The sequence below is a fragment of the Sulfurimonas sp. NW15 genome, from assembly GCF_051132285.1.
GTDB classification, from domain to species: Bacteria; Campylobacterota; Campylobacteria; order Campylobacterales; family Sulfurimonadaceae; genus Sulfurimonas; species Sulfurimonas hydrogeniphila.
Genome location: NZ_CP093237.1, coordinates 1,533,500 through 1,546,814, shown reverse-complemented (window position 1 = coordinate 1,546,814; position 13,315 = coordinate 1,533,500). Strand labels below are relative to the sequence as shown.

Annotated in this window: 11 protein-coding genes and 1 tRNA gene; 8 read left to right on the top strand and 4 right to left on the bottom strand. The window is 36.4% G+C overall.

All coding sequences use genetic code 11. From position 1 onward, the window contains the following. Window position 1: 1 nt before the first annotated feature. From MLC52_RS07895 to MLC52_RS07875, 5 genes are all read left to right on the top strand, one after another. On the top strand, window positions 2-1,816 hold the full coding sequence (locus MLC52_RS07895) for a putative nucleotidyltransferase substrate binding domain-containing protein (protein ID WP_434579950.1): 1,815 nt from the start codon (window positions 2-4) through the stop codon (window positions 1,814-1,816). Continuing rightward, window positions 1,816-2,427 (top strand): 3'-5' exonuclease, encoded by a 612-nt coding sequence (locus tag MLC52_RS07890; protein WP_346388930.1) that lies wholly within the window; start codon window positions 1,816-1,818, stop codon window positions 2,425-2,427. The genes MLC52_RS07895 and MLC52_RS07890 overlap by 1 nt, the downstream gene beginning before the upstream one ends. Before the next feature lie 271 nt (window positions 2,428-2,698). Then, the gene (acs, locus tag MLC52_RS07885; protein ID WP_434579948.1) at window positions 2,699-4,663 is read left to right on the top strand and encodes an acetate--CoA ligase; all 1,965 of its coding nucleotides are present in this window, start codon (window positions 2,699-2,701) and stop codon (window positions 4,661-4,663) included. Between the two features lie 75 nt (window positions 4,664-4,738). Beyond that, a complete protein-coding gene (gene pyrF / locus MLC52_RS07880) occupies window positions 4,739-5,422 on the top strand; it encodes an orotidine-5'-phosphate decarboxylase (RefSeq protein ID WP_418640462.1) in 684 nt (227 codons plus the stop codon). 43 nt (window positions 5,423-5,465) lie between these two features. After that, window positions 5,466-5,555 (top strand) — tRNA-Ser (locus tag MLC52_RS07875). A gap of 295 nt (window positions 5,556-5,850) precedes the next feature. Here MLC52_RS07875 and MLC52_RS07870 read toward each other — a convergent pair. The 3 genes from MLC52_RS07870 to MLC52_RS07860 all read right to left on the bottom strand — a co-directional run bounded on the left by MLC52_RS07870 (window position 5,851) and on the right by MLC52_RS07860 (window position 7,226). After that, on the bottom strand, window positions 5,851-6,135 hold the full coding sequence (locus tag MLC52_RS07870) for a type II toxin-antitoxin system RelE family toxin (RefSeq protein ID WP_418641408.1): 285 nt from the start codon (window positions 6,133-6,135) through the stop codon (window positions 5,851-5,853). Next, window positions 6,122-6,349, bottom strand: a complete 228-nt coding sequence (locus tag MLC52_RS07865) for a CopG family transcriptional regulator (RefSeq protein ID WP_151900060.1) — start codon at window positions 6,347-6,349, stop codon at window positions 6,122-6,124. Before MLC52_RS07865 ends, MLC52_RS07870 begins: the two co-directional genes overlap by 14 nt. Window positions 6,350-6,821: 472 nt before the next feature. Next, complete coding sequence (locus MLC52_RS07860) at window positions 6,822-7,226, bottom strand: hypothetical protein (RefSeq protein WP_346388926.1); 405 nt, start codon at window positions 7,224-7,226, stop codon at window positions 6,822-6,824. Between the two features lie 412 nt (window positions 7,227-7,638). Here MLC52_RS07860 and MLC52_RS07855 point away from each other — a divergent pair, with 412 nt between their 5' ends. Then, on the top strand, window positions 7,639-10,683 hold the full coding sequence (locus MLC52_RS07855; RefSeq protein ID WP_434579946.1) for a MutS-related protein: 3,045 nt from the start codon (window positions 7,639-7,641) through the stop codon (window positions 10,681-10,683). A 3-nt stretch (window positions 10,684-10,686) separates the two neighbouring features. Here MLC52_RS07855 and MLC52_RS07850 read toward each other — a convergent pair whose 3' ends face one another. After that, window positions 10,687-11,130 (bottom strand): GatB/YqeY domain-containing protein, encoded by a 444-nt coding sequence (locus tag MLC52_RS07850; protein WP_346388924.1) that lies wholly within the window; start codon window positions 11,128-11,130, stop codon window positions 10,687-10,689. A gap of 72 nt (window positions 11,131-11,202) precedes the next feature. Here MLC52_RS07850 and flgH point away from each other — a divergent pair, with 72 nt between their 5' ends. Next, window positions 11,203-11,925 (top strand): flagellar basal body L-ring protein FlgH, encoded by a 723-nt coding sequence (flgH, locus tag MLC52_RS07845; protein ID WP_151900064.1) that lies wholly within the window; start codon window positions 11,203-11,205, stop codon window positions 11,923-11,925. After that, complete coding sequence (locus tag MLC52_RS07840) at window positions 11,900-13,315, top strand: hypothetical protein (protein ID WP_434579944.1); 1,416 nt, start codon at window positions 11,900-11,902, stop codon at window positions 13,313-13,315. The genes flgH and MLC52_RS07840 overlap by 26 nt, the downstream gene beginning before the upstream one ends.

The window sequence follows — 13,315 nt, the reverse complement described above, 5'->3', positions numbered from 1 at the left end:
TATGAGCATCTTAGACCAAAAAAAACTTATTGAGTCTATTCACCCTTTTGGCTTACTCAGTTCAGAGGAACTGAGTAAGCTGATGCAAAAAATCGACATTGCATATTACCCTAAAGATACGCTGCTCATCAGCAAAAACCTTCCATCTGTTGCTTTTTATATCATCATAAAAGGATATGTGTCCGAGTATATTGATGACACACTGCATACTGTTTACGGTGAAGGTGACAGCTTTGATGCGGATGCTTTGATTTACGGGACAACACAAAACAGGTTTGTTGTCAGTGAAGATTTGATTTGCTATGAGATTCAAAAAGAAGACTTTTTGGAATTGATACAAAACAAACGCATACAAGAGTATTTTTTACAAGATTTTATTACACGCCATCAACATTTAAAAGAATACTCACAGCAGAGTCAATTAACTCCTTTTTTGGTATCTCAGGTAAAAGATATTTATCTTCATGCTGTTTGTATTGTTGCACAAGACACAACAATAGCAGATGCTTTAAAAGAAATGAAAAATCTTAAGGCTACATGTATTCTCGTAAGGGATGAAAACAGCTGCGGTATAGTTACGGATACGGACTTGAGAGAGAAGGTTTTGATGGGTAAATATGATGTGAGTGATGCCATTGTGCATATAGCATCTAAAAATATTATTGCTATTGAGAAGAGTGACTTTTTATTTAATGCTTTGGTGCTTATGACACATAATGCGATTAAGCGCTTGGTTGTAAAAGAGGGTGATAAAATTGTCGGAATATTAGAGCAGTTGGATTTGTTGAGTTATTTTGCAAACCATTCTTACCTGATTTCTGTGCAAATAGACAAAGCAGAGAACATTGATGATTTAAAAGAGGTTCAAAACGGATTGAAAAATCTTGTAACAACACTTGATTCCAATGGTGTAAAAGTACGTTATATCAGCAAACTTGTTGCAACACTCAATCAAAAAATATATGCAAAAGTTTTTACGATGTATGTTGATGAATCTTTACAGGAAAAATGTGCTCTTATGATAATGGGTTCTGAGGGCAGAGAGGAGCAGATACTCAAAACCGATCAGGACAATGCTCTGATCATTGCCGATGATATGGATACAGAACTTTTTGGAGAGCCTATGCATAAACTCAACAGGGCGCTTTTAGAAATAGGGTTTGTAAAGTGTGAGGGCAATGTTATGGTCAGTAATGCGTACTGGCGTCGTAATTTAGGGGACTTTAAAAATGAAATAGATAACTGGATAGCAAGTTTTGAAGGAAACAGTTTACAAAACTTGAGTATATTTTTAGATGCAAAGTGTGTTGCGGGTGATTGTACTTTAGTGAATGCGGCAAAAGAACATTTGTTTGCGCGTTTTGAGAAGAGAGATGATGTTTTGGCACATCTTGCAAAAGCAACGCTTTTTTTTGAAACACCTATTTCTCTTTTTAGCGGTTTTAAGCTTGACAAAGAGCATGAAAACAAACTGGATTTGAAAAAAGGCGGTATATTTGCAATTGTTCACGGCATAAAATGTCTGGCACTGGAGAATAAAATCAAAAAAAACAATACAATCGAACGTATCAAAGAGTTGAACAACCGAGGTGTTTTTGATAAAGTTTTTGCGACAGAACTCATAGAAAGTTTTGATACTCTGTTGTCTGTGAGGCTCAAAACAATGCTGTATGCAAAGGATCAAAAAGATATCAATTATATAAATCCAAAAGATTTGGACAAAACAAGCCGGGATTTGCTCAAAGACAGTTTTAAAGTGGTAGATAAACTGAAAAAGTTTATTAGTTTTCATTTTCATTTGGAAATGGTTTCGTAATGCTTTTTTCTATGTTTGAACAGATGAAAAAAAAGAGAAATCTGTCAAAACTCAAAGATAAATCTTTTTCTTCTCTTTTTGAACAAAGTGATGAAATTGTGGTTTTCGATACAGAAACCACGGGCCTCAATCCAAAAGAAGATGAAATACTTTCTATAGGTGCAGTTAAGATTAAAAATAATAAAATACTGACATCACAAACTTTTGAAGTTTATTTGAAAAACTTTGGAGCAATTGATGCAAAAAGTATAACAATACACGGAATCCGTCCATGTGACCTGGAGAATGCAAAAGAACCGCTGGAAGGAATTAAAGAGTTTTTGAATTATATCAAAGGTGCCACTTTGGTGGGGTACTATCTTGAGTTTGATGTTGCGATGATTAACAAATATATAAAGCCTGTGCTTGGAATCACTCTGCCAAACAAAATGGTTGAAGTTTCTGAAATATATTTTGATAAAACAATTGCAATGATACCGCAAGCTAATATTGATTTGCGTTTTGATACAATCTTGAAAAACTGTAATATCCCTCAAATGGGTGTGCATAATGCTGTAAATGATGCCATTATGACAGCAATGATTTACTTAAAAGTAATAAGGCATAATTAATTCCATTCTCAATGGAGACAGAAGCTATAAAATGCAAGGCAAAATCTTGAAGTTGCACTTATTGTGCTTCAAAAGATTTTAACGAAGCAGATTGTAGCTTCTGTCTTCACCCGTAGGGCAACAGATAAAAGGCTTATCTTCTGCGTTGAACTTCACTCAGTGATGAATGACATCACAGAGTAAAGTTTGCCTTGAATCTAAACTTTTTATCTGTTGTTGCGAGTGAAATTAATTATGTCTTATTACTTAAAACTAACACAGGAGAAAATAAATGTCAGAAATAGAAAAAAAACCGATTTTTAAACCAAACAAAGAGTTTGCAAAAACTGCCAGAATCAAAAACATGTGTGAATATCATGATTTGCAGGATGAAGCAATTGAAGATTATGAAGGATTTTGGGGCAGATTTGCCAAAGAAAAGCTGAGCTGGAAAGAGCCGTTTACAAAAGTGATGGATGAATCGAATTACCCTTTTGTCAAATGGTTTGAAGGCGGAAAGTTAAATGTTTCAGAACAATGTATTGACCGTCATTTAGACAAACGCAAGAATAAAGCGGCGATTATTTTTGAAGGAGATCGCGGCGACAAACAAATTATTACCTATTTGGAACTTTACTACAATGTAAACCGCTTTGCCAATCTGTTGAAAAATGAATTTGGTGTCAAAAAAGGGGACAGAGTTGTCATCTATATGCCGATGATTCCCGAAGCTGCCTATGCGATGCTTGCCTGTGCCAGAATCGGCGCCATTCACTCTATAGTATTTGGCGGATTTTCTGCAGAAGCACTCAAAGACAGAATTGAAGATGCGGATGCAAAAGTTGTGATCACTGCTGACGGAGCTTACAGAAAAGACAAACCGTATATGCTCAAACCGGTAGTGGATGCGGCTTTGGCAGAAGGTGGACCGGTAAAAAAAGTGCTCGTGGTTGAGAGAAACAATGAAGATATACGATGGGTTGAAGGGCGTGACTACTCTTATAATGAATTGATCAAAATGCAGGACGTTACATGTAAAGCGGAAGTTATGGATAGTGAAGACCCGCTCTTTCTGCTCTATACATCAGGCTCAACAGGAAAACCAAAAGGTGTGCAGCATAATTCTGCGGGATATATACTGTGGGCACAGATGACAATGGAATGGGTGTTTGATGTCAAAGAAAATGATACCTACTGGTGTACAGCAGATATCGGCTGGATTACCGGGCATACCTATATAGTTTACGGTCCGCTTGCAATGGGTGCGACAACGGTAATGTTTGAAGGTGTTCCGACCTATCCTGATGCGGGTCGTCCTTGGAAAATGGTAGAAGAGTATAAAATCAACCAGTTCTATACTGCGCCTACTGCGATTCGTGTATTGCATAAAATGGGTGAAGATGAACCGGCTAAGTATGATTTGAGTAGTTTAAAAGTACTTGGAACTGTTGGAGAGCCTATTGATCCTCCTGCGTGGAAATGGTATTATGAAGAGGTTGGCGGAAGCAAATGTGCTATCGTTGATACTTACTGGCAGACAGAAACAGGCGGGCATATAGTCTCTCCGCTTCCTGGGACAACCCCTATCAAACCGGGATGCGCAACATTTCCTCTTCCTGGAATCATGGCAGAGATTCTGGACCCGGCAACCGGTGAGAAAGTTGAAGTCGGAGAGGGAGGTTATATGTGTGTCACACGTCCTTGGCCTTCGATGATTCGCGGTGTCTGGGGAGATGAAGAGAGATTTATAAAATCCTATTTTGGTGATGTGAAAAAAGACGGTAAACCTGTCTATTTTACAGGTGACGGTGCTGTGTATGATGAAGACGGTTATATCACGATTACGGGACGTACTGATGATGTTATTAATGTCAGCGGTCACAGAATGGGAACTGCTGAAATTGAAGCAGCCATCAAAAAACATCAAAATGTTGCCGAGGTTGCCGTTGTCGGAAAACCGCATGAACTCAAAGGCGAGGGTATTTTTGCCTACATCGTTTTAAAAGATGACAAAGGCGTGGCTGATGAGGTTGAAGAGGCAAAAATTATTAATAATATCATCAAAAAAGAGATAGGAAACATTGCTGTCTGTGATGATATGGTTTTTGCACCGGGACTTCCAAAAACAAGAAGCGGAAAGATTATGCGTCGTATTTTACGCTCAATTGCCAAAGGCGAGGCAATTACTCAGGATATTTCAACTCTGGAAGATCCAAGCATAGTTGCCAAAATTGAAGCAATGGTGAAGTCCAAATAATAAGACTTTTCTGGAACCCAGACTTCAGTCTGGGCTTTAGTTTTTCATGCTATAATTCCACAAAAAAGAGTTAGTATGGAATTATGTGTTGCCCTTGATTTACCTACGAAAGAAGAAAATCTCACTTTAATTGAAAAAATAAAAAAGTATGATGTCTGGCTCAAAGTCGGACTGCGTACCTATATTCGCGACGGCGAAGCATTTTTGCAGGCTATTAAGCAAATCAACCCCGATTTTAAAATATTTTTAGATTTGAAACTTTATGATATTCCAAATACCATGGCAGATGCCGCCGAGTCAATTATGGGACTTGGTGTTGATATGTTTAATGTTCATGCAAGTGCAGGAAAACGTGCCATGAATACCGTGATGCAAAGACTGGAAAAGTATGAAAATCGTCCATTGGTCTTGGCTGTAACGGCTTTGACATCGTTTAGTGAAGAGGAATTTCAGGCAATATATGAAGCGGACATAGCAACAAAAGCAAATCAGTTTGCAAAAGATGCAATGGAAAGCGGACTTGACGGTGTTGTCTGTTCGGCGTATGAGAGCAAGGCTATTAAAGAGTTTACATGTAAAGAGTTTATGACACTCACTCCTGGTATTCGTCCTTTTGGTGAAGATGCAGGGGATCAAAAAAGAGTCGCCGATGTTGCCTATGCCAAAGAAGCACTTGTTGATTTTATAGTCGTCGGACGTCCGATTTATCAGGCAGAGAACCCTGCTGAGGTCGTTAAAAAAATATTAGCACAGATTTAAGCTAATTATTATGAAATAATGACTATAATCTCACTCTTCAAAAGGACGAGTGGGTGAGTGGCTGAAACCACATCCCTGCTAAGGATGCGTACTGGCAACGGTACCGAGAGTTCGAATCTCTCCTCGTCCACCACAAACCCCTAAAATACGAGCTTTCAAGTACCTTTTTAAAAATCAGTTTTTTTCTTGTCCTACCCCGTTAGACATATATCTCAATACTTCTGTCAAATTTATGATTTGAACTTAGGGAATTTTGAACGGTCTCACAAATTGTAATTGTGGCCAAGTTATAGCTTTTTTTAAATCTTTTGCAAGTCAACAATATAGGGATTTGTCAGAATATTTTTTTATCAAAATCAGGCCACTATTTGTTATTATCGTACTTAAGTGAACATTCTCACACTTTATTATATTTTGCAAATAAACGCCTATTTATAAGCACTTTCACGAGTAGTTACATGTATCACTAAAATTATAAGTTTATCATCATACTTTTTATAAATAACTCTATAAGAACGAAGTTTTAAACGATATAAATCTTCTTTTTGCCCTTGAAGCTTTTTAATCTTACCTTTTTGCATTAATGCAATTTCATATTCTTTAGAAAATAATTCCGAAAAATCTTTTAAACTATCACGAATAAATTTTAAATCAGGTTTATTTACTTTTTTAAAATCTTTTTTTGCGGTAACTGTAAATTCAATTTGATACATCAAGACCTAACTCTTGAAACATATCATCAAATGAAATTGTAGGCTCTTTAAGTTCAAGTCTTCTTTCTGCTTCTTTTAAGTCTATATAATCAAAATACATATCAAGGGCAGAAGCTATAAGATGACTCTTTTTTGTATTAAGCTCTTTGGCATAACGATTAATATCATTATCAAGTGATGTAGGTAATGTAATATTTAATCTTGTAGTATTCATAATGTCACTTCCTTTATGTGTATAATTATACACCTTTTATGTGTATGAAGTCAAATAAACAGCATAGGATTTTTTCGAATCTTTCCTAGTCCACCACAAACCACTAAAATACGAGCTTTCAAGCACCTTTTTAAAAATCAGTTTTTTTCTTGTCCTACCCCGTTAGACATATATTTCGCTACTAACACCCTCGATTTCTTCTATCATACTCATCATGACTACATACACAAACTAAATATATAACATCAATAGTACAATTCATTAAAATACGATATTGAGTATTTGGAATTCGGATAGAATATCTATCTTTATCTTTCTTGCAATTCATTTTTTTATAGTGCAAAGATGAATGATTTGGATCTTGTTCAAAAAGTTCTAAAGTATCATTTATTTGGATTTGAGAAAGAACATATTTTTTAATTAGTTGTTTTTCAGTACGAAGATATTGCGAAGTTTGATAATCTCCATAATATTAAGCAGATTTTTTATTTTCTTGAAGAATACGAACTTCTAATTGACCTATCCTGTCTAAAAAAATAATCAAAGAAGTATAAAGTTTATCTACTTGGATATAAAGTTCTTCAAAAAGAATATCTTTACCTTTTATTTGCTCTAATTTCTTTTTAAAAAGTTTTATGTCATCAATAGCATTTAATAAAGTATCATAAAATTCTTCTATATTATCAACAGGAAAAGTGTGCATATCATCCAGTTGCAATGAAAATCGTTCTAATTCTATTTCTTGAGTATGAATACTATTAATAATCAAACGTATCATTTTTTCAAACAATTTTTTAGGGGCAGTTTTTAATGCTTCTTGAGCTATATCAATATAGTCAACATAATCGATAAAATCTGTATTTATACGAATAGTCATAATAAAAACTCCGATGTTTTTACTAAATTATAGCATATTAAATAAAATACAGGATAGGTTTTTTTCGAGTTTCTCCTCGTCCACTACAAACCCCAAAAATACGAACTTTCAAGCACCTTTTTAAAAATCAGTTTTTTTCTTGTCCTATCCCGTTAGACATATATTTCAATACTTCTGTCAAATTTATGATTTGAACTTATGGAATTTTGAACGGTCTCACAAATTGTAAGTGTGATGTCAACGGCGGAGTTAAAATAAGCAGTATAAGCGTAAACTGCCTGTTTCTTAACTCTGTCGTGATATATTGTACTTTGGTACATTTTTGGATTGCGCTTGACACCTCTTCACCGCTTTTTAAATCCTTCTTATGATATAATCATATTCTAAATAAAGCTTAGTAAAAAAGAGTTCCATGCAGTCATCAGATGTCAGTAAAATATTAAACAATAAAGAAAAACTTTTAACGCAGATATATTTTGATTTACAACGGTTTTTTGAGCAGAAGTATGGGAATGATACAGTTGTTTTTATGGAAATCGGTACTTTTTTTGAAGTGTATGAAGTCAATAATGATGAAGAACAGATTGGAAAAGCCAAAGAGATAGCGGAACTTTTAAATATACAGCTTACGAAAAAAAATAAAAAAATTATTGAAAATTCTGAAAAGAATCCTTTGCTCGCCGGTGTGCCTGCTGTTTCGTTTGAACGTTACTTAAACCGTTTGATTCAGGAGCAGAAGTATACGGTTATAGTTGTCAAGCAAAAGGGAAATCCTCCTAAGATTAGTCGTTATATTTCTCAAATTGTCTCACCCGGTACCAATTTTGAACATATTATTGACAATGATGACAATTACATTGTTTCTGTTTTGATTGACAAGTTTCGTGATATTTATACGGTAGGGTATGCTGCCATTGACGTAACCACGGGGAAAACATGGCTGTATGAGACACACGGGACAAGTGAAGATCCTGCTTATGCACTTGATGAGATTTTTAATCTTTTAAATGTTTACAGAACGAGTGAAATTGTTGTGACTTTTTTAGACGGGATTGATGACCAGCGTCATGTGATGCAGTATCTGGAGATCCCCGAACATTATCACTATTCTGTGAACAACAAACGGGCAAAAATAGAGTTTCAAAATGAACTTTTTAAAGAGGTATATCAGATTCGTTCACTGCTCTCTCCTATAGAGCATCTGGATTTGGAACGCTCCCCTATGATTACCGAAGCCTTGGCAATTCTCATCAATTTTGTGATAGAACATGATTATCATATAGTGCAGAAGATGGCGATGCCCCGTCTTATAGACAATCGCCGTTTTATGTATCTGGGCAACAATGCACTGGAGCAGATGGGGATAATTTCCAAAGACAAAAAAGAGTTTACACTTTTAAAAATGCTTGACAAGAGTGCAACGGCTATAGGAAAAAGACTCTTAAAAGAGCGTCTTTTAAATCCGATAATGGAAGAAGACGAACTTGAACGTCGCTATAACCTTATAGAACGGGTTGCTTCACATGTAAGGTATTTGGATGAAATGATGCGGGGTGTTTATGACCTTGAGCGACTTTCTCGCCGTTTAAGTCTTGGCAGACTGCATCCTTTTGAGATGAATCATATGTATGACTCTATGGTAAGTGTCAAAGAGTTGATGCTCTATGTCAAAAAACATAAGATTCAAAAAACGCCTTTTCATGAGAGTGAAGTGGAAGAGTTCTTACGTGATATAACTAAAACGATAGATTTGGATATATCACGGCGTTTTACCAATGCCACGGTAGATGAAAACTTTTTGATGAGCGGTGTGGATGAGGCAATAGATACTTTGGTCAAAGAAAACAGTGTAATGATGCTTGCTTTTGAAGATATAATTTTGAAAATCGAAGCACTTCTGACAAGTGTCAATGCAGGAAGTTCGACAAAAATGGTAACTTTGGGACTTTTGGAAAAAGAGGGCTATTACATCTCTTTGAGCAAAAACAGATTCTCTTTGATTGAGAGTGAATTCAAAAAGCGGGAAGATTTTGCAGATTTCAGTGTAAAAAAACTGACAAACAATGTCAAAATCACCTCTGCTTTTACTGACAAACTTTCTGACAATATCATGAAAAACCGCCGAAAAATTGTTGTTTTGGTAAAAGAGCGCTATATCCAGCTTCAGGCACTTTTTGAGCGACGCTATTCACTTCTTTTTGACAGAGTTATCAGCTATGTGGCTGATCTGGACGTGGGAGTGAGTTCTTCAAAAGTGGCTCAGGAGTACAAACATTCAAGACCGATGATAGTTGAAGCTAAAGAGGATGAAAATTTTATGCAGATTATGCAACTGCGCCATCCTTTGATAGAAGTACAGGAGCGGGGAGGGCTCTATGTTCCCAATGATATCGTGATGGGAAATCGTGACTATATGGATCTGCCTCATCCAAAAACGGTGATGCTTGATGTGGCTGTGCATGACGGGCATGACATTAACGGAGTCCTTTTATACGGTATAAACTCCAGCGGAAAATCCTCTTTGATGAAGAGTATCGGCATTGCGGTATTGATGGCACAGTCAGGTTTTTTTGTGAGTGCTGCGGTGATGAAATTCAGTATTTTTGATTCTCTCTTTACACGCATAGTTTCTAAGGATAATCTGGCAAAGGGACTCTCTACCTTTGCAGTGGAAATGCTTGAACTTAAAAATATTTTCAACCGCTCAACCGTGAAATCGCTTGTTTTGGGAGATGAAATAAGCCACGGAACAGAAACGCTCTCGGGCGTTGCCATTGTCGCTGCAGCCATACAAAAGCTCTCGCATACTCGATGTCTGTTTTTGTTTGCAACACACCTGCATCAGCTCTCGACGATGGATGAAATTACTTCGCTTGACAATGTTGTCGATTTGCACCTGAGTGTGGAGTATGATGAGAAGAGAGATACACTGATATTTAACCGTGTGCTTCAAGCCGGAAGCGGCAGCAGTATATACGGACTGGAATTTGCCAAATCGCTCCATATGGACAATGAATTTTTGGAAAATGCCAATGCCATCAGAAAACGTCTTGCCAATGACTATGACGAGCTTGAACTGCTTGTGAAAAAGAAAAAATCCAAGTACAACAAAGAGCTTTATGTGACCAAATGTGTTATCTGCGGTGCGGTGGCAGAAGATGTGCATCATATATCGCAAAAATCACTGGCTGATGATGCAGGTTTTATAGGGCATTTTCACAAAGACAACAAACATAATCTTGTGCCTTTGTGCAAAGAGCATCATAAACAAATTCATGACGGCAAGTTACATGTAAACGGCTTTATAATGACGAGTAAAGGGCTTGAGTTGCAGTTTGAAGAGCAGATGAAAAAAACAGAAGTAAAAAAAGTTGTTGCACCTGAAATAAATACAAATATTGAAGTAAAAGAAGTAGAAAATGACGAGCCAAAGGGCTTCGTCCTGGATGACTGGTAAGATTTAAGCCAAGGCTTTTTTGACTGCATCACTGATGCGTTTTCCATCGGCACGTCCGGCTAATTCTTTGCTTGCCATGCCCATAACTTTTCCCATCTCTTTCATGCTTGAAGCACCTGTTTTTTCAATGATGGTTTTGATTTCATTTTGCAGTTCTTCATCACTGAGCTGTTTTGGCAGATAAACTTCATAGTAGGCGATTTCATCAAGTTCTATTTGCATTAAATCTTCACGGCCTGCTTCTTTGTACTGGCTTGCCGCGTCATTTCTGCGTTTGACCTGTGTCTGAATAATTTTTATGACATCTTCATCACTAAGCTCTTTTCGTTCATCTACCTCTATCTGTTTAAAAGCACTGGTAAGGAGGCGAAGCGCATCTCTTTTTTTTGTATCTTTTGCTTTCATGGCATTTTTTACATCTTGGTTGATTGTTTCTCGTAATGACATTGCTAAAATCCTTGTTTATTGTTTATGGAACTGTAATTGCTAGTATTATAACAAAATTAAGGGACTTTCTTGATGAAAAAAATAAAATTGACTGCTTTTGTATTTCTCTGTGTTGTGGTGTTGTTTAACGGATGTACAGCAAACTTAACTGATCCCGAGATAAATTTTGAACCGCCTGCCTATGTTGAACAGATGCCTGCCAAAGAAGAACAGCAGGATTTTGCCTCGACTGGCAGTATATTCGGACAGGGAGAAAATCCTCTTTTTTCTGATCACAAGGCTATGCATGTCAGTGATATTGTAACTGTAGTTATTTCAGAAACTGCACAAAGTTCAAATACCGGTACAAAGCAGCTGCAAGAGGCTGATACAAGTGCTCTTGGAGGGGGGTTGTTTTCAAGTACAGGTCTCAATTCTGCTGTAAACTCCAAAGTAGCAGACTTGAACGGATTTACGAATGTAGGTTTTAACTCTACATCAAACAGTAGTTATAAGGGATCCGGAAGTGCAACAAAGGATGCAAGCTTTACAACAACTATTTCGGCAAGAATTGTAAAAATTTTAAAAAACGGAAATTATTATATTTCTGGAAAAAGAGAGATTCTGATAGATGACCAGAAGCAGATAATTCAGTTAAGCGGTGTGATCCGTCCATATGATATTGATCAATACAACAGAATCAACTCTACACAAATCAGTGATGCAAAAATATTATATAAAACGGAGGGAGATATGGATCGTGCTACAAAACAGGGATGGGGGACGAAAATTGTTCAATCAATTTGGCCGTTTTAGTTTTGTTACAGCACTTTTTTTAACTTCTGTATATGCAGGGAGTTTTGCGGAGTTTAAAAAGGTGCAGACGGGATCTTTTAACAGCTTTAAAGATAAAAAAGACAGCGAATTCAACAAATATCTTCAGCAGCAGTGGGAAGAATACAGTGCGTATATCTCAACACCCTTATATAAAAAGAAAAAACCAAAGACTGTGCCGGCATTGCATCAAAAAAAAGTTCGAAGTGTCGGTCCGAATTTAGTGATAAAGATAAAACCTTTTGCTGAGAAAAAATCCGCTCCTCAGGAAAAAAAAATAAAAGCTGACAATACAGTTTTTGAGTTTTTTGGAACATCTTTGGGATTTGATGTTGATAAAAAAATAAAAAACGCCAACTTTTATCCCAGAACACAAAAGGGGATTGAGAATTTTTTCAGTGTTGTGGCGACAAGTGATTACGACAGCCTTTTGTACGGGATTGAGAGTACATGTAAAGAGATGCATCTCAATGACTGGGGAGTTTATCTTTTAATAAACAGACTCTCCTATACTCTTTTTTCTACACCGGATAATGAAAAATTATTGAGCTGGTTTTTGTTGAATAAGCTTGGCTACAGAGTCCGTGTAGCTTTGGGTGCAGACAAACATATAGTTTTACTTCACAGCGTCAAAGGCAAGATCTACTCTACACCAAACTATACACTGGACAATAGAAAATTTTATGTCATTTCTAAATATAACAAAGAAAATATTGCAAAAGTCTATACGTATAAAAATGATTATCCTGATGCAACAAAAGCACTTGATTTTACGTTAAAAACACTTCCTGTACTTGCAAAAAAAATCCAAACAAAAACTGTTTCTTTTAAAGAACATGGAAAAGTTTACACTTTTTCTTATCGGTATAACCAAAATCTCATAGATTTTATGAAAACATATCCTCAGGTGGAATATAAAGTTTTTTTCAATGCACCTTTGGAGTATGAGACATATAAAGACATAGCAGGGGATATCAAGAAATATACTGAGAACAAAAAAGCAAGTGAAGCTTTGGATTTTGTACTGCATTTTGTACAAAAAGCTTTTATATATGAGCGTGATCAGGAACAGTTTGGCAGAGAAAAAGTTATGTTTGCAGAGGAAACACTTTATTATAAAAAATCAGATTGCGAGGACAGAGCTGTATTGTATGCCCGTTTGGTGAAAGATTTGTTTGGTATTGGTATTGTGGGTGTTCAGTATAAAGATCACATGAGTACTGCTTTACATGTACCGATGGCAGGGGAGAGTGTACAGGTATCAGGACAAAGGTATGTTGTAGCGGATCCGACATATATAAATGCTTCTTTGGGACAAAGTATCCCCAAGTACAGATCTGTCATACCCGAAAGCTTTGTTTATGTAAAATAG

Bases quoted from the DNA above. Each gene is read 5' to 3' on its own strand.
- MLC52_RS07895 (WP_434579950.1), top strand. From the start codon at position 2: ATGAGCATCTTAGACCAAAAAAAACTTATTGAGTCTATTCACCCTTTT.
- MLC52_RS07890 (WP_346388930.1), top strand. From the start codon at position 1,816: ATGCTTTTTTCTATGTTTGAACAGATGAAAAAAAAGAGAAATCTGTCA.
- acs (WP_434579948.1), top strand. From the start codon at position 2,699: ATGTCAGAAATAGAAAAAAAACCGATTTTTAAACCAAACAAAGAGTTT.
- pyrF (WP_418640462.1), top strand. From the start codon at position 4,739: ATGGAATTATGTGTTGCCCTTGATTTACCTACGAAAGAAGAAAATCTC.
- MLC52_RS07870 (WP_418641408.1), bottom strand. From the start codon at position 6,135: ATGTATCAAATTGAATTTACAGTTACCGCAAAAAAAGATTTTAAAAAA.
- MLC52_RS07865 (WP_151900060.1), bottom strand. From the start codon at position 6,349: ATGAATACTACAAGATTAAATATTACATTACCTACATCACTTGATAAT.
- MLC52_RS07860 (WP_346388926.1), bottom strand. From the start codon at position 7,226: ATGACTATTCGTATAAATACAGATTTTATCGATTATGTTGACTATATT.
- MLC52_RS07855 (WP_434579946.1), top strand. From the start codon at position 7,639: ATGCAGTCATCAGATGTCAGTAAAATATTAAACAATAAAGAAAAACTT.
- MLC52_RS07850 (WP_346388924.1), bottom strand. From the start codon at position 11,130: ATGTCATTACGAGAAACAATCAACCAAGATGTAAAAAATGCCATGAAA.
- flgH (WP_151900064.1), top strand. From the start codon at position 11,203: ATGAAAAAAATAAAATTGACTGCTTTTGTATTTCTCTGTGTTGTGGTG.